The sequence below is a fragment of the Streptomyces yunnanensis genome, from assembly GCF_029011865.1.
Classification (GTDB): Bacteria; Actinomycetota; Actinomycetes; order Streptomycetales; family Streptomycetaceae; genus Streptomyces; species Streptomyces yunnanensis.
In genome coordinates this window covers 7,074,241-7,096,381 of record NZ_CP095749.1, presented here as the reverse complement: position 1 = coordinate 7,096,381, position 22,141 = coordinate 7,074,241, and the positions used below count along the sequence as shown (strand labels likewise).

Annotated in this window: 20 protein-coding genes; 12 read left to right on the top strand and 8 right to left on the bottom strand. The window is 74.7% G+C overall.

Annotated elements, in window-relative coordinates; translation table 11 throughout:
• The first annotated feature begins 27 nt into the window (after window positions 1-27).
• The 6 genes from MOV08_RS30920 to cobC all read left to right on the top strand — a co-directional run bounded on the left by MOV08_RS30920 (window position 28) and on the right by cobC (window position 6,905).
• Window positions 28-2,184 carry a putative cobaltochelatase gene (locus MOV08_RS30920; protein WP_275309672.1) on the top strand — a complete coding sequence of 719 codons (2,157 nt, stop codon included), beginning with the start codon at window positions 28-30 and terminating at the stop codon, window positions 2,182-2,184.
• On the top strand, window positions 2,184-2,783 hold the full coding sequence (cobO, locus tag MOV08_RS30915) for a cob(I)yrinic acid a,c-diamide adenosyltransferase (RefSeq protein ID WP_039637589.1): 600 nt from the start codon (window positions 2,184-2,186) through the stop codon (window positions 2,781-2,783). Before MOV08_RS30920 ends, cobO begins: the two co-directional genes overlap by 1 nt.
• A gap of 7 nt (window positions 2,784-2,790) precedes the next feature.
• The gene (locus MOV08_RS30910) at window positions 2,791-4,185 is read left to right on the top strand and encodes a cobyrinic acid a,c-diamide synthase CobB (protein WP_275309671.1); all 1,395 of its coding nucleotides are present in this window, start codon (window positions 2,791-2,793) and stop codon (window positions 4,183-4,185) included.
• An 88-nt stretch (window positions 4,186-4,273) separates the two neighbouring features.
• Entirely contained in the window at window positions 4,274-4,921 is a 648-nt protein-coding gene (locus MOV08_RS44215; RefSeq protein ID WP_420834227.1) for a cobalamin biosynthesis protein, read from the top strand.
• Window positions 4,918-5,811, top strand: coding sequence for a sirohydrochlorin chelatase (locus tag MOV08_RS30900; protein ID WP_275309670.1), 894 nt, complete (start codon window positions 4,918-4,920; stop codon window positions 5,809-5,811). Before MOV08_RS44215 ends, MOV08_RS30900 begins: the two co-directional genes overlap by 4 nt.
• A complete protein-coding gene (gene cobC / locus MOV08_RS30895) occupies window positions 5,808-6,905 on the top strand; it encodes an Rv2231c family histidinol phosphate aminotransferase CobC (RefSeq protein ID WP_275309669.1) in 1,098 nt (365 codons plus the stop codon). Before MOV08_RS30900 ends, cobC begins: the two co-directional genes overlap by 4 nt.
• Before the next feature lie 122 nt (window positions 6,906-7,027).
• Here the strand turns inward: cobC and MOV08_RS30890 are convergent, their stop codons facing one another.
• Window positions 7,028-8,014, bottom strand: coding sequence for an SCO1860 family LAETG-anchored protein (locus MOV08_RS30890; RefSeq protein WP_052286963.1), 987 nt, complete (start codon window positions 8,012-8,014; stop codon window positions 7,028-7,030).
• Between the two features lie 263 nt (window positions 8,015-8,277).
• Window positions 8,278-9,369, bottom strand: coding sequence for an amidohydrolase family protein (locus MOV08_RS30885; protein WP_275311938.1), 1,092 nt, complete (start codon window positions 9,367-9,369; stop codon window positions 8,278-8,280).
• Between the two features lie 508 nt (window positions 9,370-9,877).
• Here MOV08_RS30885 and ectA point away from each other — a divergent pair.
• The 3 genes from ectA to MOV08_RS30870 all read left to right on the top strand — a co-directional run bounded on the left by ectA (window position 9,878) and on the right by MOV08_RS30870 (window position 12,270).
• Window positions 9,878-10,444, top strand: coding sequence for a diaminobutyrate acetyltransferase (gene ectA, locus MOV08_RS30880; RefSeq protein WP_203232598.1), 567 nt, complete (start codon window positions 9,878-9,880; stop codon window positions 10,442-10,444).
• A 67-nt stretch (window positions 10,445-10,511) separates the two neighbouring features.
• On the top strand, window positions 10,512-11,780 hold the full coding sequence (ectB, locus tag MOV08_RS30875) for a diaminobutyrate--2-oxoglutarate transaminase (RefSeq protein WP_275309668.1): 1,269 nt from the start codon (window positions 10,512-10,514) through the stop codon (window positions 11,778-11,780).
• 55 nt (window positions 11,781-11,835) lie between these two features.
• Complete coding sequence (locus tag MOV08_RS30870) at window positions 11,836-12,270, top strand: ectoine synthase (protein ID WP_275309667.1); 435 nt, start codon at window positions 11,836-11,838, stop codon at window positions 12,268-12,270.
• Window positions 12,271-12,344: 74 nt separating this feature from the next.
• Here the strand turns inward: MOV08_RS30870 and MOV08_RS30865 are convergent, their stop codons facing one another.
• Window positions 12,345-13,571: an IS110 family RNA-guided transposase gene (locus MOV08_RS30865; RefSeq protein WP_420834308.1), complete on the bottom strand. Its 1,227-nt coding sequence runs from the start codon at window positions 13,569-13,571 to the stop codon at window positions 12,345-12,347.
• Window positions 13,572-14,047: 476 nt separating this feature from the next.
• On the opposite strand from MOV08_RS30865, the gene thpD reads away from it, so the two are divergent.
• Window positions 14,048-14,950: an ectoine hydroxylase gene (gene thpD, locus MOV08_RS30860; protein WP_275309665.1), complete on the top strand. Its 903-nt coding sequence runs from the start codon at window positions 14,048-14,050 to the stop codon at window positions 14,948-14,950.
• A gap of 142 nt (window positions 14,951-15,092) precedes the next feature.
• Here thpD and MOV08_RS30855 read toward each other — a convergent pair whose 3' ends face one another.
• The 3 genes from MOV08_RS30855 to MOV08_RS30845 all read right to left on the bottom strand — a co-directional run bounded on the left by MOV08_RS30855 (window position 15,093) and on the right by MOV08_RS30845 (window position 18,155).
• The gene (locus MOV08_RS30855) at window positions 15,093-16,166 is read right to left on the bottom strand and encodes an alkene reductase (RefSeq protein WP_275309664.1); all 1,074 of its coding nucleotides are present in this window, start codon (window positions 16,164-16,166) and stop codon (window positions 15,093-15,095) included.
• A gap of 134 nt (window positions 16,167-16,300) precedes the next feature.
• The gene (locus MOV08_RS30850) at window positions 16,301-17,374 is read right to left on the bottom strand and encodes an aminotransferase class V-fold PLP-dependent enzyme (protein ID WP_275309663.1); all 1,074 of its coding nucleotides are present in this window, start codon (window positions 17,372-17,374) and stop codon (window positions 16,301-16,303) included.
• Between the two features lie 79 nt (window positions 17,375-17,453).
• A complete protein-coding gene (locus MOV08_RS30845; RefSeq protein ID WP_275309662.1) occupies window positions 17,454-18,155 on the bottom strand; it encodes a DsbA family oxidoreductase in 702 nt (233 codons plus the stop codon).
• A gap of 175 nt (window positions 18,156-18,330) precedes the next feature.
• Between MOV08_RS30845 and MOV08_RS30840 the strand changes: the two genes are divergently transcribed.
• Window positions 18,331-19,020 carry a class I SAM-dependent methyltransferase gene (locus MOV08_RS30840; protein WP_275309661.1) on the top strand — a complete coding sequence of 230 codons (690 nt, stop codon included), beginning with the start codon at window positions 18,331-18,333 and terminating at the stop codon, window positions 19,018-19,020.
• Here the strand turns inward: MOV08_RS30840 and MOV08_RS30835 are convergent.
• A complete protein-coding gene (locus tag MOV08_RS30835) occupies window positions 18,968-19,534 on the bottom strand; it encodes a GNAT family N-acetyltransferase (protein ID WP_275309660.1) in 567 nt (188 codons plus the stop codon). The two genes, MOV08_RS30840 and MOV08_RS30835, sit on opposite strands and share 53 nt — an antisense overlap.
• On the bottom strand, window positions 19,531-21,114 hold the full coding sequence (locus MOV08_RS30830; protein ID WP_275309659.1) for an aldehyde dehydrogenase (NADP(+)): 1,584 nt from the start codon (window positions 21,112-21,114) through the stop codon (window positions 19,531-19,533). Before MOV08_RS30830 ends, MOV08_RS30835 begins: the two co-directional genes overlap by 4 nt.
• Before the next feature lie 169 nt (window positions 21,115-21,283).
• Here MOV08_RS30830 and MOV08_RS30825 point away from each other — a divergent pair, with 169 nt between their 5' ends.
• Window positions 21,284-22,054, top strand: coding sequence for an IclR family transcriptional regulator (locus MOV08_RS30825; RefSeq protein WP_039637576.1), 771 nt, complete (start codon window positions 21,284-21,286; stop codon window positions 22,052-22,054).
• Window positions 22,055-22,141 lie beyond the last annotated feature (87 nt).

Below are 22,141 nucleotides of genomic sequence, written 5' to 3'. Positions count from 1 at the left end.
GGCCGGCGACGTGGAGGACGACAAGGCATGACAACGACGCAGAACCCGACCCGGCAGTACCCGTTCACGGCGGTCGTCGGCATGGACGACATGCGCCTGGGACTCCTGCTGAACGCGATCTCGCCGGCGATCGGCGGGGTGCTCGTCCGGGGTGAGAAGGGCACCGCGAAGTCGACGATGGTGCGCGGGCTGGCGGAGCTGATGCCGGCCGTGGACGTGGTCGCCGGCTGCCGCTTCGCGTGTGCGCCGAGCGCGCCGGACCCCGCCTGCCCGGACGGTCCGCACGCCGCGGCCGACGCCGAGCAGCGGCCGACGCGGATGGTCGAGCTGCCGGTGGGCGCGTCCGAGGACCGACTGGTCGGCGCGCTGGACATCGAACGGGCCCTGTCCGAGGGCGTGAAGGCGTTCGAGCCGGGCCTGCTGGCCGATGCGCACCGCGGTGTCCTCTACGTGGACGAGGTCAACCTCCTCCACGACCACCTGGTGGACCTCCTGCTGGACGCCGCCGCCATGGGCGCCTCCTACGTGGAGCGGGAGGGCGTCTCCGTGCGGCATGCCGCCCGGTTCCTGCTCGTGGGGACGATGAACCCCGAGGAGGGCGAGCTGCGGCCGCAGTTGCTGGACCGGTTCGGGCTGACCGTGGAGGTCGCGGCGTCCCGGGACCCGGAGCAACGGGTGGCGGTGGTCCGCCGCCGGCTGGCCTACGACGACGACCCGGCGGGCTTCGCGGCGCGCTGGGCGGACGAGGAGCGTCAGCTGCGGGAACGGATCGCGCGGGCCCGTGAGTTGCTGCCGTCGGTGTCGCTCGGCGACACGGCGCTGCGGCAGATCGCGGCGACCTGCGCGGCGTTCGAGGTGGACGGGATGCGGGCGGACATCGTGATGGCCCGCACGGCGACCGCGCTGGCGGCCTGGGACGGGCGGACCGAGGTGCTCCCGGAGGACGTCCGTCAGGCGGCGCTGCTGGCGCTGCCGCACCGGCGGAGGCGGGCCCCGTTCGACGCGCCGGGGCTCGACGAGGACAAGCTCGATCAGGTGCTGGAGGAGTCCGGCGGGCAGGACCCGGACGGCGACGACGATCCGGAGCCGGAGGGCCCGGACGGCGGCCCGGGCGGCGGGCCCGACGGCGGTCCCGGCGGGCTGCCGCCGCAGGACGGCGGGCCCCGGGAGCAGCCGGCGGACGCGCCGGCCCCCGAGCTGCCGCGGCAGCCCGAACCGGAGCGTCCGGCGCGTGCGGAGGGCCCGGAGCGGGAGCCGGCGGGCGAGCCGGCGGCCTCCGGGCCGGGCCGGGAGCAGGCCGCGGTGGGCGCCACCGAGCCGTTCCGGACCCGGCGGCTGGACGTGCCGGGGCTGGGCGAGGGCGCGGACGGCCGACGGTCCCGGGCGCGCACCGCGCACGGCCGGACGACCGGGGCGCGCCGGCCCCAAGGGGCCCTGGGCAAGCTGCACCTGGCGGCGACCGTGCAGGCCGCGGCGCCGCACCAGTGGGCCCGCGGGCGGCGCGGCCCGGGGCTGGTGGTGCGCCGGGACGACCTGCGGGAGGCGGTGCGCGAGGGGCGCGAGGGCAACCTCGTGCTGTTCGTGGTGGACGCGTCCGGGTCGATGGCGGCGCGGAAGCGGATGGGCGCCGTCAAGGGGGCGGTGCTGTCGCTGCTGCTCGACGCGTACCAGCGGCGGGACAAGATCGGGATGATCACCTTCCGGGGTTCCGGTGCCGAGTTGGCGCTGCCGCCGACGTCGTCGGTCGAGGCGGGCGCGGCGCGGCTGGCGCAGCTGCCGACCGGCGGCCGGACGCCGCTGTCGGAGGGGCTGCTGCGGGCCCATGAGGTGCTGCGGGTGGAGCGGATGCGGGATCCGTCGCGCCGGCCGCTGCTGGTGGTGGTCACCGACGGCCGGGCGACCGGCGGCCCGGACCCGCTGGGGCGGGCGCACCGGGCGGCGGGGCTGCTGGCCGGCGGGGGCGTCGCGTCGGTGGTGGTGGACTGCGAGGCGGGGCCGGTGCGGCTGGGGCTGGCCGGGGAGCTGGCCCGGGAGCTCGGCGGCACCGCCGTCACCCTCGACGAGCTGCGCGCGGACAGCGTCTCCGCGCTCGTAAGGACCGTGCAGGGCAGGCCCGTCCGCGGCGGCAGCAGTGCCGGCCGGGGCCGGGATCACGATCACGTCAACAGGGAGAAGGCCGCGTAATGCCGCAGGGACAGCCGTCCGTCGTACCGGACGACGGGCTCACCACCCGCCAGCGCCGCAACCGCCCGCTGGTCCTGGTCCACACGGGCAAGGGCAAGGGCAAGTCCACCGCCGCCTTCGGGCTGGCGCTGCGGGCCTGGAACCAGGGCTGGCCGGTCGGGGTGTTCCAGTTCGTGAAGTCGGCGAAGTGGAAGGTCGGCGAGGAGCGGGCGCTGAAGGTGCTGGGCGCCACCGGGGAGGGCGGCACCGTCGACTGGCACAAGATGGGCGAGGGCTGGTCCTGGGTGCAGCGCGACTCCCAGTTCAGCAACGAGGAGGCGGCCCGGGAGGGTTGGGAGCAGGTCAAGCGGGACCTGGCGGCCGAGACCTACCGGCTGCTGGTGCTGGACGAGTTCGCCTACCCGATGAAGTGGGGCTGGGTGGACGTCGACGAGGTGGTGGCGGTGCTGCGCGAGCGGCCCGGTGCGCAGCACGTCGTCATCACCGGGCGGGACGCGCCCGAGGCGCTGCTGGACCTCGCGGACCTGGTGACGGACATGACGAAGGTCAAGCACCCGATGGACGCGGGCCAGAAGGGCCAGCGGGGCATCGAATGGTGAGCTCGTCATGAGCGGCGGCGCCGTGCCCCGGCTGGTGATCGCCGCGCCGTCCTCGGGCGCCGGGAAGACGACCGTGGCCACCGGCCTGATGGCGGCGTTCGCCGAGGCGGGCCTTGCGGTGTCGCCGCACAAGGTGGGGCCGGACTACATCGATCCGGGGTACCACTCGCTGGCCACCGGCCGGCCCGGCCGCAACCTGGACGCCTATCTGTGCGGCCCGCAACAGATCGCGCCGCTGTTCCTGCACGGGGCGGCGGGCGCGGACCTGGCGCTGGTCGAGGGCGTGATGGGGCTGTTCGACGGGGCGTCGGGGAGGGGCGAGCTGTCCTCGACCGCGCAGGTGGCGAAGGTGCTGCGGGCGCCGGTGGTGCTCGTGGTGGACGCCTCCTCGCAGTCCCGGTCGGTGGCGGCGCTGGTGCACGGCTTCGCGTCGTGGGACCCGGAGGTGCGGCTGGCCGGGGTGATCCTCAACAAGGTCGGTTCGGACCGGCACGAGGAGCTGCTGCGGGACGCCATGGGCTCCTCCGGGGTGCCGGTGCTCGGGGCGCTGCGCCGTACCGAGCAGGCCCGTACGCCGTCCCGGCACCTGGGTCTGGTGCCGGTCGCCGAGCGGCGCGCCGAGGCCCTGGACTCGGTGCGGGCGCTGGCCGCGCGGGTGCGCGAGGGCTGCGATCTGGAGGCGCTGCTGGCGCTGGCGCGCTCGGTGCCGGAGCTGCCGGACCGGCCGTGGGACCCGGCCCGGGCGGTGCCGGCGCCCGCCGTGGACACCGGCCGGCCGGTGGTCGCGGTGGCCGGCGGCCCCGCGTTCACGTTCTCGTACGCCGAGCACGCCGAACTGCTGACCGCGGCGGGCGCCGAGGTGGTGCCGTTCGACCCGCTGCGGGACGAGCAACTGCCGTCCGGCACCCGGGGGTTGGTGATCGGCGGCGGCTTCCCGGAGATGTACGCGCCGGAGCTGTCGGCGAACGCGCCGCTGCGGGCGGCGGTGGCCGCGCTGGCGGCGTCCGGGGCGCCGGTCGCCGCGGAGTGCGCCGGGTTGCTCTATCTCTCCCGCTCGCTCGACGGGAAGCCGATGTGCGGGGTGCTGCCCGCCGACGGCCGGATGACCGAGCGGCTGACCCTCGGCTACCGGGAGGCGGTGGCGCTGACCGACAACGCGCTGGCGGCGGCCGGGACCCGGGTGCGGGGCCACGAGTTCCACCGGACGGTGCTGGAGCCGGGCGCGGGGGCGTCCCCGGCGTGGGGCGTGACGCACCCCCGGCGCGGCGTGGAGGGCTTCGTCTCCGGCGGGGTGCACGCCTCGTATCTGCATGTGCACTGGGCGGCGGAACCGGCCCTGGCCGGGCGGCTGGTGACGTCCGCGGCCCGGGTCGCGGCGCCGGCCGCGGACGGCGCCCGGTGAGCGCCGAGGTCGCCGAGGTCGCCGGGGCGACCGGCGCCCTGGTCGGGCGGCGCGCCCCGGTGACGCTCGGGCGGGGAGCCGTCGCGGCATGAGCGGCGCGGCCGCGGTCCCGCGGCGGCCGGGCGGCGTGCTGGTCGCGGGGGTGGGGGCCCGGCGCGGGGTGCCGGCGGCGGAGGTGCTGGAGCTGATCGGGGCGGCGCTGGCGGCGGTGGGCCGGGCGCCGGCCGCGCTGGCCGGGCTGGCCACCGTCGACGCCAGGGCGGCCGAGCCGGGGCTGGTGGCCGCGGCGCGGGAACTCGGGGTTCCGCTGTGGTCGTTCCCGGCGGTGGAGTTGGCGGCGGTGCCGGTCCCGGCGCCGTCCGCCGCGGTCCGGGCCGTGGCCGGTACGCCGAGCGTCGCCGAGGCGGCCGCGCTGCTGGCCGCGGGGCCCGGGGCCCGGCTGGTCGTCGGCAAGCGGGTGTCGGCGCCGGCGGGCCGGCCGGCCGCGGCGACCTGCGCCCTGGCGGCCCCCGCCGCCCCGAACACCCGGGACATTCCCGCCATTACCTCCGGTACGGCGGGCGCGGCCGACATACCCACGGCGGGTCCCGCTATCGTCGTCGTCCCCTCCCCCGACGCACCGGCTCCACCGGAGCGGCTGACGCCGCGCTCCCCGTCCGGCGAGGCCCGGTGGGCGGCGGAGGGCGGCGGCCACCGCCCCGACAGCGAAGCCCCTGGCACCAAGGAGACGTTGTGACCACCCGTCCCGCACTGCTCATCGCCGGTCACGGCACCCGTCACGAAGGGGCGGCCGGCGCCCTGCGCACGCTGGTGCGCACGCTCGCCGAGCGGCACCCCGAAGTGCCGGTCGCCGGCGGCTTCTTCGGCGCCACGGCGTCGCCGCTGCCGCTGTCCGGCGCGGTCGACGAGTTGGCCGCGCGGGGCGCGACCCGGCTGATCGTGGTGCCGCTGCTGATGGCGCCCACCGGGCCGATACGGGATTCGCTGCCGGAGGCGGTGGCGCGGGCGGTCGCGGCGCACCCCGGTCTCGGCTCGGTGTGCCTGCCCGAGCTGGGGCCGCACCCCCGGCTGCTGGAGGTGCTGGAGCGGCGGCTGGACGAGGCGCTGGGCGGCGGCGCGCGGCGGCCCGCGGACCGGGCCCGCACCACGGTGCTGCTGGTGGGCCGGGGCGCGGCCGATCCCTACGCCAATGCCGAAGTGGTCCGGGCCGCCCGACTGTTGTGGGAGGGCCGCGGCTTCGCGGGCGTGGAGACCGCGTTCGTCACCCTGGCGGCGCCGGACGTGCCGGCCGGGCTGGACCGGTGCCGGGTGCTGGCCGCGGCGGCGCCGGGCGCCTCGGGTCCGGGGCGGATCGTGGTCCTGCCGTTCTTCTTCTTCGCCGGTGACCTGCTGGAGCGGCTGCGGATGCAGACCGAGGGCTGGGCGGCGGCGCATCCGTGGGCCGAGGTGCTGGCCGCGGAGCCGATCGGCGCGGCGCCGGAACTGGCCGCGGTGATCATGGAGCGCTACCGGGCGACGGTGGCGGACGAGGCGGCGGGGCACGGCCGGGCGGCGGCGGGGGACGCCCGGCCGACGACCGGCCCGCTGCCGGGCGCCGCGCTGAGCGCCACGGGGGGCCAGGCGTGACCGGACCGGCCCTGTCGACAGCGCACAGCGGGCCCGACTCCGGGGAGGTGGATCTGCGGCACCACGGCGACGCCGAGGTGCGCGGCACGGATCCGGCGGATCTGACGGACCTGGCGGTCAATGTCCGCGCGGGCACGCCCCCGGCCTGGCTGAAGGATCGGATCGCCGCGTCGCTGGACGGGCTGGCCGCGTACCCGGACGGCCGGGCGGCCCGCCGGGCGGTCGCCGCGCGGCACGGGCTGCCGGTGCGGCGGGTGCTGCTGACGGCCGGCGCCGCCGAGGCGTTCGTGCTGGTGGCGCGGGCGCTGCGGGCCCGCCGGCCGGTGGTGGTGCATCCGCAGTTCACCGAGCCGGAGGCGGCGCTGCGGGACGCCGGGTACGAGGTCGGGCGGGTGCTGCTGGCGGAGCGGGACGGCTTCCGGCTGGATCCGGCGGCGGTGCCGGACGACGCGGACCTGGTCGTCGTCGGCAATCCGACCAATCCCACCTCGGTGCTGCATCCGGCGGGCGCGGTGGCCGCCCTGGCGCGGCCCGGCCGCACCCTGGTGGTGGACGAGGCGTTCATGGACGCGGTGCCCGGGGAGCGGGAGTCCCTGGCGGGACGGGTGGGCCAGCTGCCGGGGCTGGTGGTGCTGCGCAGTCTCACCAAGACCTGGGGGCTGGCCGGTCTGCGGGTCGGCTATGTGCTGGCCGACGAGGGGACCGTGGCGGCGCTGGAGCGGGCCCAGCCGCTGTGGCCGGTCTCCAGTCCGGCGCTGGCCGCCGCCGAGGCGTGTTGTGCGCCGGCGGCGCTGGCCGAGGCGGCCGCGGCGGCCGAGGAGATCGCCGCGGACCGGGCCCATCTGCTGGCCCGGCTGGCCGGGTTCCCCGCGGTGGCGGTGGCCGGTCCGGCGGCGGGGCCGTTCGTGCTGGTGCGGCTGCCCGGGGCAACGGCGGTCCGGGCCGGGCTGCGGGCCCGCGGGTTCGCGGTGCGCCGCGGCGACACCTTCCCCGGACTGGGCCCGGACTGGCTCCGGTTGGCCGTCCGGGACCGGGCGACCACCGACCGCTTCGTGGCCGCTCTGGCTGACGTGCTCGGCGACCCGGCCCGGTAGAGCGGGCGGGGTGCGCCGCGCGGGCCCACGCGGCGCACCCGTCCCCACCAGCGCCCGGCGCCCCCCACGGCACCGATGCGCTGGGGATGCCTCCCCCCGCCGTGCGGCGAGGGGAGGGTCCGTCAGCCGCGCCCGTCCGGCGCGGCGCTCCGGCGGCGGGTGTAGACCATCGCCCCGGCGCCGCCGGCGACCAGCAGGACCGCGCCGCCGACGAGGTACGGGGTGGCGGCGCTGCCGCCGGTCTCGGCGAGGTTCTCGGTGGCCGGGCGGGCGCCGCCCCCGGGGTGCGCCTGGGTGCCGGTGCCCGGCTCGTGGGGCTGACCGGGGTGCGCCGGGGTGCCGGGCTTGTCCGGGGTGCCGTGCGGGGTGGTGCAGGTGGCCTGGGCCAGCGTGACCTGGCCGTGGACCTCCGCGACGTTGAGCTTCAACGGGTTGACGGAGACCCGGAGTTGGAGCGCGGTGGCGGCGGCGCTCGCCGAGGTGGTGCTCTTCTGCGACAGGTCGAGCCGGACGTCGCCGACACCGGGCACATCGACCTCGGCGGTCCCGCCGGCACGGAGCGCGACCCGCTTGCCCAGCACCACGACGTCACCCAGCACCTGGGACTCGGCCCGCGGATGTTGTCCGGCGGTGCAGACGGCGCGGGCGGTGACCTGCTGGACCTCGGCCAGCGGCAGCGCCGGCAGGCCGGGGAGCTGGACCTTGGCGCGGACGAGATTGGCGTGGCCCTCGGTGGTCCGCCCGTCGGCGGTGGCCCGGGCGGTGGCGACGTCGGCCCGCAGCAGGCTGACCGGCCGGCCGCCGTCGATGCCGTCCAGCCGGACGGTGAGCGCGGTCTTGTCGGCCGAGGCCGGGGCGTGGACCTCGTCGAGGACGGCCCGGACGGGGACGTTCAGGCTCTTGTCGAGCAGGTTGACGTCCAGGGCGGTGCGCAGCACCACCGCCCCCGAGGTGCCGTGGCCACGGGCGTCGTCGCCGGTGGCGTACGCGGCGGGCGCGGCGGCGAGGGCGACGGCGGGACCGGCCGTGAGGACGGCGGCGGCCAGTGCGGCGCCGAGCCGCCCAGTGGTGCCGGTGGAGCCGGCGAATCTGGTGGAACGGGTGGACACGTGTGTGGAACCCCCACATGAGAGATGGCGCCGCCGACCGCGCCAATGGGGGACATCACGCGGGCCGACGGCATCGACTCGCACATCGTGTACGCACGGAGGGTGAATGGTTGGCCACGCGAGGTTAGTTCACCCCAAAGGGTGGTTTTCGCGCTTTCATTCGATTTCCCCCGACCCCTCTGCCCCGGCGGACCTCCTCCGCCACAGCCGTACCGGGCCGCGGGGGCCCGGCACGGCCCGCCGGGCGGGGCGTCGAAGGTCGCTCAGCCCACGACCCGGCCGCGCAGCACCACCAGGCGCGGCGCCGCCAGCACCCGGACGTCGGCCCGCGGGTCGGCCTCGTAGACGACCAGGTCCGCGGAGGCGCCCTCGGTGAGCCCGGGGCGGCCGAGCCAGTCCCGGGCGCCCCAGGTGGTCGCCGAGAGGGCGGCCTCGACGGGCAGCCCCGCCTTCATCAGCTCGGCGACCTCGTCGGCGACCAGGCCGTGCGGCAGCGAGCCGCCGGCGTCGGTGCCGGCGAAGATCGGGACGCCGGCGTCGTAGGCGGCCCGCACGGTGTCGTAGCGCCGGGCGTGCAGCCGGCGCATGTGGTCCGCCCAGCGCGGGAACTTCGTCTCGCCGCCGGCCGCGAGCTGCGGGAAGGTCGCGATGTTGACCAGTGTGGGGACGATCGCGACCTGGCGCTCGGCGAAGAGCGGGATGGTGTCCTCGGTCAGGCCGGTGGCGTGCTCGATGCAGTCGATGCCGGCCTCGACCAGCGGGGCGAGGGACTCCTCGGCGAAGCAGTGGGCGGTGACCCGGGCGCCGAGCCGGTGCGCCTCGGCGATGGCGGCGGCCACCTCGCCGGGCGGCCAGCAGGCGGCCAGGTCGCCGGTGGAGCGGTCGATCCAGTCGCCGACGAGCTTGACCCAGCCGTCGCCGCGCCGGGCCTCCTGGGCGACGTAGGCGACCAGGTCGGCCGGCTCGATCTCGTGGGCGTAGTTGCGGATGTAGCGCCGGGTGCGGGCGATGTGCCGGCCGGCGCGGATGATCCGCGGCAGGTCGGGGCGGTCGTCGATCCAGCGGGTGTCCGAGGGCGAGCCGGCGTCCCGGACCAGGAGGGTGCCGGCGTCCCGGTCGGTGAGCGCCTGCTTCTCGCTGGTGGCGTCGTCCACCGGTCCGTGCGCGTCCAGTCCGACGTGGCAGTGGGCGTCGACCAGGCCCGGCAGCACCCAGCCGGTCACGGTCCTGGCATCGCGTGCCAGGGCCGGCCGCTCGAAGGTGACCCGGCCGTCGATGACCCACAGCTCGTCGCGGACGTCGTCCGGCCCGACGAGGACCCTCCCCTTGAGGTGCAGCACCGCACCTTCGCTCATGGACGTCATGCACGCACTGTATGCGGGGGCCCGAGCCGGCGGCCACGGTGTGCGAAGGGCCCGCGCCGGCCATACTCCGGGCGGTTTTCGCAAAAACCCGCAGCGCGCCCGGGACGCATCGAAGCGCGGGGCTTCCCGCGTCTCGTCGGAAGCGTTTGGCGGAACTTCTCGCACGCCTTTTGAGGAAGCGCCCAGGATGCCTTCTACCGGCGAATTCCCTATTCCTCAGGAGAGCAGCTCCCCGTATTCTTATGCCCGCTTTCCTCAAGCTCAAACGCCAAGATTTCGCTAGTACCGAGTCTCATAATTCAGGCACTTCGCGGGAGCGTTACGAAGCTGTGACTGACTACACAGCGTGTCCGTTTCGCCCCGAACTATCGGACCAAACCGTGACACTTTGCAACCGGTTCGCGCGCTCGTGCACCCCCGCGTGATAACACAGATCAGGTTCTCACGTAACCCCTGCCCGCGATGCAATTTGCTTTTCGCCTCGGTAAATTTAATTTCCATGACCGCCGCACAAGCAGACCATGCCGGTGCCCGAAGCGAAATCAGAGCAATACCGGAGGGCTTCAAGCTCGACACCCCCCGGGTGGAGGACGGGGCCGCGATCTGGCGCATCGCCCGCGACTCGAAGACGCTGGACCTGAACTCCTCCTACAGCTACCTCCTGTGGTGCCGCGACTTCGCCGCCACCTCCGCCGTCGCCCGCGACGCGACGGGCGAGCCGGCCGCGTTCATCACCGGCTATCTGCGCCCGGACCGCCCGGACACCCTCGTCGTCTGGCAGGTCGCCGTCGACGCGGCGCACCGCGGGCGGGGCCTGGCCGCCGCCCTGCTGGACGGGCTGACCACCCGTGCCGTCGACGAACTGGGGGTCCGCCGCGTGGAGACCACGATCTCGCCCGGCAACACCGCCTCCAACCGGCTGTTCGCCTCCTTCGCCGAGCGGCACTCGGTGCCGATCGAGCGCGAGATGCTCTTCGACGCGGCGCTCTTCCCCGAGCAGGGCCACGAGGCGGAGGTCCTGCACCTCATAGGCCCGTTCGAGGCGCCGCCCGGCAGCAGACGCTGACCCTGGCCGCGCGCACGGCGCCACCCCCGGACCTCTCCCTCCCGCACTCATCTCCCAGGAGCATGCTGTGACCCTCACCCAGCCTGATCTGAGCGTCTTCGAAACCGTCGAGTCGGAGGTGCGCAGCTACTGCCGTGGCTGGCCCACCATCTTCGACCGCGCCCAGGGCAGCCGCCTGACCGACGAGGACGGCCACACCTACCTGGACTTCTTCGCCGGTGCCGGTTCGCTCAACTACGGGCACAACAACGCGGTCCTCAAACGCGCCCTGCTCGACTACATCGAGCGGGACGGCATCACCCACGGCCTGGACATGTCCACCACGGCCAAGCGGGCCTTCCTGGAGTCGTTCCAGAACATCATCCTGCGGCCGCGCGACCTGCCCTACAAGGTCATGTTCCCGGGCCCGACGGGCGCCAACTCCGTCGAGGCCGCGCTCAAGCTGGCCCGGAAGGTCAAGGGCCGCGAGTCGATCGTGTCCTTCACCAACGCCTTCCACGGCATGTCGCTGGGCGCCCTCGCGGTCACCGGCAACTCCATGAAGCGGGCCGGCGCCGGCATCCCGCTGGTGCACGGCACCCCGATGCCGTTCGACAACTACCTCGACGGCCAGACGCCGGACTTCCTGTGGTTCGAGCGGCTGCTGGAGGACCAGGGCTCGGGCCTGAACAAGCCCGCGGCCGTGATCGTGGAGACCGTGCAGGGCGAGGGCGGGATCAACGTCGCCCGCACCGAGTGGCTGCGCGCCCTGGCCGCCCTGTGCCAGCGCCAGGACATGCTGCTGATCGTCGACGACATCCAGATGGGCTGCGGCCGTACGGGTGCCTTCTTCTCCTTCGAGGAGGCGGGCATCGTGCCGGACATCGTCACCGTCTCCAAGTCCATCAGCGGCTACGGACTGCCGATGGCGCTCACCCTGTTCAGGCCGGAGCTGGACATCTGGGAGCCCGGCGAGCACAACGGCACCTTCCGCGGCAACAACCCGGCGTTCGTCACCGCGGCCGCCGCCCTGGACACGTACTGGGCCGACGGCCAGATGGAGAAGCAGACGCTGGCCCGCGGTGAGATCGTCGAGGCGCACCTGAAGGCCATCGCCGAGGAGCACCCGGGCGCCTTCGCCGAGTACCGCGGCCGCGGTCTGGTGTGGGGCCTGGAGTGCACCGACAAGAGCCTCGCCAACAAGATCGCGGGGCGCGCCTTCGAGCTGGGTCTGCTGATCGAGACCTCCGGCCCGCAGAGCGAGGTCGTCAAACTGCTGCCCGCGCTGACGACCACCCCCGAGGAACTGGACGAGGGCCTGCGGATCCTCGCCCGCGCGGTCCGCGACTGCGCCTGACCGCAGCCCTGCGCCCACATCCCCCGCCGAACCACAGAAAGGCATCCGACGCACCATGATCGTCCGCTCGTTCCAGGAGATCGAAGGCACCGACCGCCACGTCAAGGCCAAGTCCGGCACGTGGGAGAGCAAGCGCATCGTGCTCGCCAAGGAGCGGGTCGGCTTCTCGCTCCATGAGACGGTCCTCTACGCCGGCACCGAGACGTCCATGTGGTACGCCAACCACATCGAGGCCGTGGTCTGCGTCGAGGGCGTCGCCGAGCTGACCAACGACGAGACCGGCGAGAAGCACCTCATCACGCCCGGCGTGATGTACCTGCTCGACGGGCACGAGAAGCACACCATGCGGATCAAGGAGGACTTCCGCTGCCTGTGCGTCTTCAACCCGCCGGTCACCGGTCGCGAGGACCACGACGAGAACGGCGTCTACCCTCCCCCAGAGCCGAATGCCTGGGGGGACCCCCAGCTCACCGAGCCCGAGGCGGGCTGAGCGGCACCGCACCGCCGCGGGCCGCCGCGCTGCCATGAGATTCCGTACGAGAGACATCGCACGGGGCCAAGTAGTCAAGCCGCTTCCGCGAGGAGGGAGGGAAACGCGACGTGTTCGTCGAACTGTTCGCCTGTACGGATGCAGTGGTAGAGCTGGCCGATCATGCGGTTGAACAAGTGCCGTTGGGCCTGCGCGTGCCAGTCTCCCTTCTCGCGGCGGCGCCCGTAGTGGGCCTTGGCTCCGGGCGAGGCTGTGATCGCGGAGAACGCCCACAGGTAGCCGGCGTGGTTGAGGCGGTCGTTCTTGACCATGCGGCGGCCCACGTGGTGCTTCTTGCCCGAGGCCCGGGTGATGGGTGCCGAGCCTGCGTATGCCTTCAGGCCGCGGGCGTCTGCGAAGCGGTCGCGGTCGTCCCCGATCTCGGCCAGGATCCGGGCGCCGAGCTGGATGCCGAGCCCGGGGAAGCTCAGGATCACCTCGGCGTCCGGGTGCTCAGGGAACGCCTCCTGCACCGCCTTGGCCAGGTCGTCGGCGGCGGTGCAGGCGGCTTCCAGCTGGCCCAGCAGGGCAAGCATCTGCTTGCCCAGAGCGTCTTCGACCGGTGGGGGCTGGTGGGCGTAGTCGCCGCGGAGGACGTCGCGCAGGCGCTGGGCCTCGGCCTCGATGCCGCGTTGGCGGCCGGCGCGCTTGAGCGCCGAGCGGAGCTGGGCGGCCGAGAGCCGGGCCGCCCGGCTGGGGGTCGGAGCGAGCCGCAGCAGTTCACGGGCCTCGGGCCGGCACAGGCCGTTCTGCCATCCGGCGAAGGCGTCCAAGGAGGCGGGGTAGAACTCCCGCAGCAGCGACCGGAGTTGGTTGGCGATCTGCTGGCGATTCCACGTCGCGTCCTGCTGAGCGCGGGCCAGGACGGCAATCGCGCGGGCCAGGTCGCTGTCCTGGGGCAGCGGCCGGTGCATGGGCATGTCGGTGCGCAGGATGTTCGCCAGGACCAGGGCGTCGCCCGGGTCGGACTTCTTACGGCTCACGCCGTGACGGTCGCGATAGCGGGCGGCGGCCATCGGGTTGATCGCGAACACCTGCCGCTGGCCCTGCCGCAGGACGGCGACGAGCAGGCCGCGGGAGGTCTCGATCGCCACCGGGATCGGGTCGTGCTCGGTGTCGCCGTACTCGGCGAGCAGGTCGAGCAGGATCCGGTAGCCGGCCGCGTCGTCGCTGATGCGACGCTTGGCCAGCAGGTGCCCGGTGTCGTCGACCAAGGCGACGTCGTGGTGTTTTTCGGCCCAGTCGATGCCACAGAAGATCAAGGTGTTCCTCCCCTTGGTGCAGGTGTCTGCGCTGGTCACGAGCGCATGCGGGCCACGCGGCTCCCTAATTCCAGACCTCGATCGGGTCGACATCGCACTAGCCGTTCGTGGCACCAGCGCACCGCACGGGCCTCGGTCTTGCCCAGGGCTCAGCGGCCCGGGACTGGCGAGAGGTCACCGTGCAGCGGGCTCGCACCACGGAGTTCAACGAACCGCCGCCACGACCGGTGGTGGTCGCCGGACAGGCGCCGAGTGTTGCCGCTCTCTCGTGAGGCATCCAACTGCCAGGAGAGGAAAAGGCATCCACCAGGCACCATCCGACGACCACGACCGGTGCAGGAACGCGCGCCGCTCTCTCTAAAGGCGTCAATCGCCCGGAATGCGGTAGACGTCGCGTTCCACCTTCGAACAGTCCGGCAGACGCATCCCGTCCCGCCGGAACCACTCCAAGAGAATTAGGAGAGGAAGGCACCACCATGACCACCGCACCCGAGCGCACCGCCGACCTGTACCCGACCCGTGGGACCTCCGAGGTCATCACCCCGCGGAAGGACCCGGTGGTGTGGTCGCGGCCCGGAGTCGAGGGGCCCTTCGCCGCTGCCGAGCTGAGCGACTTCGACCGTGACGGCTTCTTCGCGCTGCCGGAGCTGCTCACCGCGGACGAGGTCGCGGTGTACCGCGCCGAGCTGGACCGGCTGGTGGGCGACCCGGCGATGCGCGCCGACCCGCGCTCGATCGTCGAGCCGACGTCGCAGGCCGTCCGCTCGGTCTTCGAAGTCCACCGGATCAGCGAGGTGTTCGCGGAACTGGTCGCCGACCCCCGGGTGGTCGGCCGGGCCCGGCAGATCCTCGGCTCGGACGTCTACGTCCACCAGTCGCGGATCAACGTCAAGCCCGGGTTCGGTGCCTCCGGCTTCTACTGGCACTCGGACTTCGAGACCTGGCACGCCGAGGACGGGCTGCCGCACATGCGCACGGTGTCGGTCTCGATCGCGCTGACCGAGAACTACGACACCAACGGCGGCCTGATGATCATGCCCGGGTCGCACCGGTACTTCGTCGGGTGCGAGGGCGCCACCCCGAAGGACAACTACAAGAAGTCGCTCCAGATGCAGGACGCGGGGACGCCGTCGGACGAGGCGCTGACGACGATGGCGGACCGGCACGGCATCCGCCTGTTCACCGGCCGGGCCGGCTCGGCGACCTGGTTCGACTGCAACGCCATGCACGGCTCCGGCGACAACATCACGCCGTACCCGCGCAGCAACGTCTTCATCGTCTTCAACAGCGTGGAGAACCCCGCGGTGGAGCCGTTCGCGGCGCCGGTCCGGCGCCCGGAGTACATCGGGGCGCGCGCCCCGTTCGTCCCGGTCAAATAGGGGACGGCCGGTGCTCCGGCACCGGGCGGGGAAGCGGGGAGGCCCCGCGCGCGGCCGCCGCACGGCACCACTGGGGTGCGGTGTGGCGGCCGCCGCTTCGCGGGGCCTCGACCACGTCGCGACGGCCGTGACCGACGCTCCGTCAGTTCTCGTCGTCCAGCGCGGGGTAGTCCAGGTAGCCGCGGTCGTCGCCGCCGTAGAAGCCGGCTCGGTCCGGGGTGTTGAACGGGCCGCCGGCGGCCAGCCGGCGGGGCAGGTCGGGGTTGGCGATGAACAGCGCGCCGTACGCGAGCAGATCGGCCTCGCCGCGCTCGACGAGCGGGAGCTCCTCGGGGCCGGTGGGCCGGCCTTCGGTGGCCGGGTTGAGCAGGAACGGGCCGTCGAACCGCTTCCGCAGCCGGGCCAGCAGCCCCAGGTCGGTCACGTCGCAGGTGTGCAGATAGGCCAGACCCAGCGGGGCGACGGCCTCGATCAGCGCGGTGTAGGTGGCCTCGGGCGCGGGCTCGTCGATGTCGTTGAACGGGTTGCCGGGCGAGAGCCGCAGACCGGTGCGGTGCGCGCCGACCGCGCCGGCGACCGCCTTGACCACCTCGATGGCGAACCGGGCGCGGGCCTCGTCGGAGCCGCCCCACGCGTCGGTGCGCCGGTTGGCGTTGGGAGCCAGGAACTGGTGGACCAGGTAGCCGTTGGCGCCGTGGATCTCCACGCCGTCGAAGCCGGCCTCGATGGCGTTGCGGGCCGCGGCGGCGAAACCGTCGACGGTCGCGCGGATCTCCTCGTCGGTCAGCTCCCGCGGGGTGACGAAGTCCGTCGGGCCGTTCTGGGTGAAGCCCTGGCCCGCCGCCTTCACCGCGGACGGGCCGACCGGCTCCAGCCCGTCGGGCAGCAGCACCGGGTGGCCGATCCGGCCGCCGTGCCACAGCTGGGCGAAGATCCGGCCGCCGGCGGCGTGGACGGAGTCGGTGACCCGGCGCCAGCCGGCGACCTGGTCCGCGGTGTGCAGCCCCGGGGTGAGCGGGTAGCCGCGGCCGACCACCTCGGTCTGGGTGGCCTCGGTGATGATCAGGCCGGCCGAGGCCCGCTGGGTGTAGTACTCGACCATGGACGGGGTGGGGACACCCTCGGCGGTGGCGCGGTTGCGGGTCATCGGCGCCATGACGATGCGGTTGGCGAGCGGTATACCGGCGAGTTCTATGGGGTCGAACGCAGTGGTCACTGACGGCCTTTCAGCGGTTTGTCATGGTTCGTCAACTCGGCTGTCGAGCTGACCCATTGGCCATTACCTCAAGCGGTCGACCCCCGCCCCGTATTCCCCTGGGGCCGTATTCCCCCGGGGCCCCGAACCGCCCGTCAAGGAACCAGCAGGGACAGCGCCCGGCTCACGTCCTCGGTCGAGTTGTAGAGGTGGAACGCCGCCCGGAGCAGCCCGCCGCGGACCGAGACCCGCACCCCGGCCCGGGCCAGCCGCGGTTCGGCGTCCGCCAGCCCCGGGGTGGAGACGATCGCGGACCCGGGCGCGGCCCGCGGGGTGAAGCCGGCGGCCTCCAGCCCGGCCCGGTACTGCTGCGCCAGCGCGACGTTGTGGGCGTGGACGGTGTCCACGCCGAGCTCCGCGAGCAGCCCGAGGGAGTGCTCGGCGGCCACGTAGGAGTAGTGGGCGTGCGGCTCGTCGTAGCGGCGGGCGGTCGCCGCCGGCCGGTCGACCGGACCGTAGTTGGACTCCCCCGGGTCCTCCCCGGCGACCCACCCCGCGTGCGCCGGCACCGGCCACCCCGGGCCGCCCGGCTCCCCCCGCTCCCCGCCGAAGACCATGAACGTCGTCCCGCGCGGGCACAGCAGCCACTTGAACGCCCCGCACGCCACGTAGTCGAAGTCCGCGAGCCGCAGCGGCAGCCAGCCCGCCGCCTGTGTGATGTCGACATACGTCAGCGCCCCGTGCGCCCGGGCGGCGTCCCGGACGGCGGCCAGGTCGGCGATCCGGCCGTCCAGCGCGTGCACCGCGCTCACCGCGACCAGTGCCGTCCCGGGCCGCACCGCGTCGGCGAGCGCCTCCCACGGCACCGCCCGCACCGTGCACCCGGCGCGCGCCGCCAGCGGGTTCACCAGGGAGCTGAAGTCCCCCTCGGCGACCAGCACTTCGCTGCCGGCCGGCAGCGAGCCCGCGACGAACGCCGACTGCACCGCGACCGAACTGCCCAGCGCCACCCGCTCCTCGGGCACCCCCATCAGCCGGGCGAAGGCGCCGCGCACCCGGGCGCCCGTCCCGAGGTAGTCGCGCCCCATCGTCCCGTGTGACGCCGACTCCGCCACGGCGGCGGCCAGCGCGGCGGCGCTCCGCGCGGGCAGCAGCCCGCAGGACGCCGAGTTCAGATAGACCGTCTCGGGCGCGAACTCGTCGCCGCCCAGTGCCATGTGTCGCTGCATGGCCCCACTCTGCTCGGTGACCGCCCCGGCGTCCACGGGAATGCCCGGGCCACGACGCCGGGGCGGACCGGCCGGTGGGTCAGACCGCGCAGCTCCCGTCGCCGCAGCTGTCAGCGTCGTCGTCGGCGGCGGCCGGCACCTGGACGGCGGAGTCGGCGTGCGCCCGCTCCAGGGCCTGGCGGAAGACGTCGGCGGGCTGGGCGCCGGAGACGCCGTAGCGGCGGTCGATGACGAAGAAGGGGACGCCGGTGGCGCCCAGCTCGGCGGCGGCGCGCTCGTCGGCACGGACCTCGTCGGCGTAGGCGTCCGGGTCGGCGAGGACCCGCGCGGCCTCGGTCTCGGGCACGCCGGCCCCGACCGCGATCCCGGTCAGCACCGCGGGGTCCGCGAGCTGCCGGGCCTCGGCGAAGTTGGCGTGGTAGAGGGCGGTGAGCAGCGCGCCCTGGACGCCGTGCGCCTTGGCCAGGTGGAGCAGCCGGTGCAGGTCGAAGGTGTTGCCGTGGATGCGGTCGGAGCGGTAGCCCAGCCCCTCGCCGGCCGCCGCCTCGGCCACCCGGGCCTCCATCGCCTCGGCCTGTTCCCGGCTCACGCCGTACTTCGTCGCGAGCATGTCCAGGACCGGGACGTCGGTGGCCGGCGGGGCGGCCGGGTCCAGTTCGAAGGAACGGTGGACGACCTCGACGTCCGCCCGCTGGGCGAAGGCCGCCAGACCGGCCTCGAACCGGGCCTTGCCGATGTAGCACCAGGGGCAGGCGATGTCCGACCAGATTTCGACGCGCATGGGGATGACTCTCGATGACTTTCCTCGGGGGGACCGGCCCGCGGCCGATCAGGGGTACGAAGGGGTGCAACGGTGCCGGCGGGGGGCTTATTCCGGAAAGCCCCCGGGCGTCCCGAACGGGTCGGCCGCCGCGCGATGCGCCGGATGCGCGTCGGCCGGGCGGTACCGTCCCGCTATGGGCACGCCACCACCGCACGCGACCGACGGGTTCTGGGAGTCGACCGGGGCCACCAAGACGTTCACGCATCCGCTCGACGCCGAGCTGCTGGCGGAGTTCGTACCGCGGACCGCACGGGTGCTGGACTACGGCTGCGGGTACGGGCGGCTCACCGCCGAACTGGTCGGGTCGGGGTACCGGTCGGTGCGCGGGGTGGACCGGTCCGCGGCGCTGATCGCGCGGGGGCGGCGGGAGCATCCGGGGCTGGCCCTGATGCGCTGGGCCGGGTTCCCGCTGCCGTTCACGGACCGCAGCTTCGACGCGGCGCTGCTGTTCGCGGTGCTGACCTGTGTGCCGGACGACGCCGGCCAGCGGGCGATCGTCGGGGAGTTGGGGCGGCTGGTGCGGCCCGGTGGGGTGCTCTACGTGAGCGATGTGCCGCTGCAGGACGACGCGTTCCACCGCGGGCAGTACGAGCGGTTCGCGGCGCGGTACGGGACGTACGGGGTGTTCGAGACGGAGGACGGCGGGGTGTTCCGGCACCATCCGCCGGAGTGGCTGCGGGGGCTGCTGCGGGAGGCGGGTTTCGCGGTGCTGCGGGAGCGCCGCACGGTGGTGCCGACGCTGGACGGCCGTACCGCCGAGCGGCTGCAGATCATGGCCCGGCGGGAGCCGGCCGGTGCTCCGGCGGAGTCAGGCACAGGGTGAGTGCCAGGTGGGTGGCGTCGGGGGCGGGGCGGCGGTCCGGGTCGGGGCGCCAGCCGAGCCGGGTGTAGAAGCTGCGGGCGCGGTGGTTGTGCCAGAGGACGTCGAGGACGGCCCGGGAGTGGCCGGCGGCGCGCCAGGCGTGCAGACAGGCGGCGTGCAGGGCACGGCCCACGCCGGTGCCCCAGTGGGCCGGATCGACGTGCAGCTGGTGCAGCGCGACGGTGGTCGCGGGGTCGGTGCGAGGGGAGTGTTCCCGATGGGGGCGGTAGGAGGCGGCGCCGAGGACGGTGTCGCGGTGGACGGCGCAGAGGGTGGGGGCCTCGTCGCGGTGCAGCACCCGGGCCCAGGCGTCCCGCCAGCGGGCGTGCTCGGCGGGCGCGTCGAACGGCGCGTCCGGCACCCGGCCGCGGAGGTAGGCGGCGCGGGCGGCGGTGTGCAGTGCGGCGATCTGCTCCAGGTCGGCGGGGGTGGCGGGGCGGACCTGCGGGGCGGGGTGCGGTGCGGCGGGGTTCACGGGCCGGTCCCCTCCCCTGCCGGCGGGCCACCGGCACGGTGCCCGCGCGGCTCCTCGGCCCGGCCGTCGACCCGGCGCGGCAGCTCCAGCGGGTTGGCGTCGCGCAGCTCGGGCGGGAGGAGGGCCGGCGGGGTGTCCTGGTAGGCGACCGGGCGCAGCCAGCGTTCGACGGCGGTGGCGCCGACGGAGGTGGCGGTGGAGGTGGTGGCCGGGTAGGGGCCGCCGTGGTGCTGGGCGGGGGCGACCGCGACGCCGGTGGGCCAGCCGTTGACCACGACCCGGCCGGCGAGCGGGGTGACCGCGGCGAGCAGCCGGGCGCCGCGGCCGGCGGGGTCGGTGCCGGCGCTCTCGGCGGCGGAGAGCTGGAGGGTGGCGGAGAGGGTGCCGGGGACGCGGGCGAGGAGCGCGGCGGCCTCGTCCTCGTCGGCGCAGCGGGCGAGGACGGTGACCGGGCCGAAGCACTCCTCCAGCAGGAGGTCGTGCGGGCCGGGGGCGGCGAGGCGGGCCGCGTCGACGGTGAGCACGGCGGCGCCGACGGTGTGCCCGCCATCCTCCGCCGAGGGCAGCAACGGGGCCTGGACGCCCGGGAGTTGGGCCCGTTCGCGGATGCCGGCCAGGAACGCGTCGCGCATCCGGTGGTCGAGCATGACGCCCGGCCCGGTGGCGGCGGCGGTGAGCGCGGCCAGCAGCCGGTCGCCGTGCGGGCCGTCGGGCACCAGGACGAGCCCCGGCTTGACGCAGAACTGCCCGGTGCCCAGCGTCATGGAGCCGGCCAGCCCGGTACCGATCTCGTCGGCGCGTTCAGCGGCCGCGGCCTCGGTGACCACCACGGGGTTGAGACTGCCCAGTTCGCCGTGGAAGGGGATCGGGTGGGGGCGGGCCGCGGCGGCGTCGTAGAGGGCGCGTCCGCCGCGGATCGAGCCGGTGAAGCCGGCCGCCGTGACCAGCGGGTGGCGGACCAGGTCGAGCCCGGCCCGGAAGCCGTGCACCAGGACCACGGTGTCCGCGGGCAGTCCGGTCTCGGTGGCGGCGCGGCGCAGCAGGGCGGCGCACCGCTCGGAGGTGGCCGGGTGGTCGGGGTGGGCCTTGACGACGACCGGGCAGCCGGCCGCGAGGGCGCTGGCGGTGTCGCCGCCGGGCACGGAGAAGGCGAGCGGGAAGTTGCTGGCGGCGTAGACGGCGACCACGCCCAGCGGGATCTTGTAGCGGCGCAGGTCGGGGCGGGGCGGGGCGAGGCCGGGGTCGGCGTGGTCGATCCGGACGTCGAGGAAGGCGCCCTCGTCGACCAGGTCCGCGAAGGACCGCAACTGGTAGGCGGTGCGGGCGAGTTCACCGGTCAGGCGGGGGATGCCGAGGGCGGTCTCGGCGTCGGCGTCCGCGACGACCGGGCCGGCGTCGGCTTCCAGGAGGTCGGCGGCGCGGCGCAGTAGGGCGGCCCGCCGGCCGCGGTCGGCGAGCGGGCCCCGGGCGGTGTGCGCGGCGCGGACCGCGGCGTCCACCGCGTCGGCTGTGGCCTCCACCGCAACCCGCTCCCGACGCTTCCCGGTTCGGGGGTCCACGCTCCAGACTGGTGCTGCCACCGGCGCTGCCTCTGCTGCTGTCACCGCGCGTCCCTCCCGGGCGAAGTCAGTGCTGCGCGAACCCTTGCTGCGCACGGGACAGCGCTGACGGCGTTCTATATGCTGAACGATGTCCCAGATGGTGAATATCTGGGACTCTATGACTGTCCGAACAGAGGGGTCAAGGGCGATGTCGGCTGCCGAGACCGGTGGAGCGCAGGTCAAGTCCGCTGTGCGGACGGTGGAGTTGCTCGAGTACTTCGCGGGCCGCCCCGGCATGCACAGCCTCGCCTCCGTCCAGGAAGCCGTCGGATATCCCAAGTCCAGCCTCTACATGCTGCTGCGCACCCTGGTCGACCTCGGCTGGGTGGAGACCGACGCCACCGGCACCCGCTACGGCATCGGCGTGCGCGCCCTGCTGGTCGGCACCTCGTACATCGACGGCGACGAGGTGGTGGCCGCCGCGCGGCCGACCCTGGACCGGCTCTCCGACGACACCACCGAGACCATCCACCTCGCCCGGCTCGACGGCGTCAACGTCGTCTACCTCGCCACCCGCCAGTCGCAGCACTACCTGCGCCCGTTCACCCGGGTCGGCCGCCGGCTGCCCGCGCACTCCACGTCGCTGGGCAAGGCACTGCTCGCCACCTGCACCGACGACCAGGTGCGGGCGATGCTGCCGGCCACCCTGCCCGCGCTGACCGAGCACACGATCACCGACCGCGAGCAGCTGATCGAGGAGCTGCACGCGGTGCGCGAGCAGGGGTTCGCGGTCGACCGCGAGGAGAACACCGTCGGCCTGCGCTGCTTCGGCGTGGCGATCCCCTACCGCACCCCGGCCCGGGACGCGATCAGCTGCTCGGTGCCGGTGGCCCGGCTGACCCCCGCCCACGAGCAGACGATCAAGGACGCGCTGTTCGACGCCCGGGACCGGCTGACGCTGGCCACCCGGCGCCTCTGAGACCCGGCGGCCGGGGCGGTCGCGGCCACCGGACGGCGCAACCGGCCGGTCCCGCTCACCCGTTCACCGTAGGCCAGCAGGACCGGC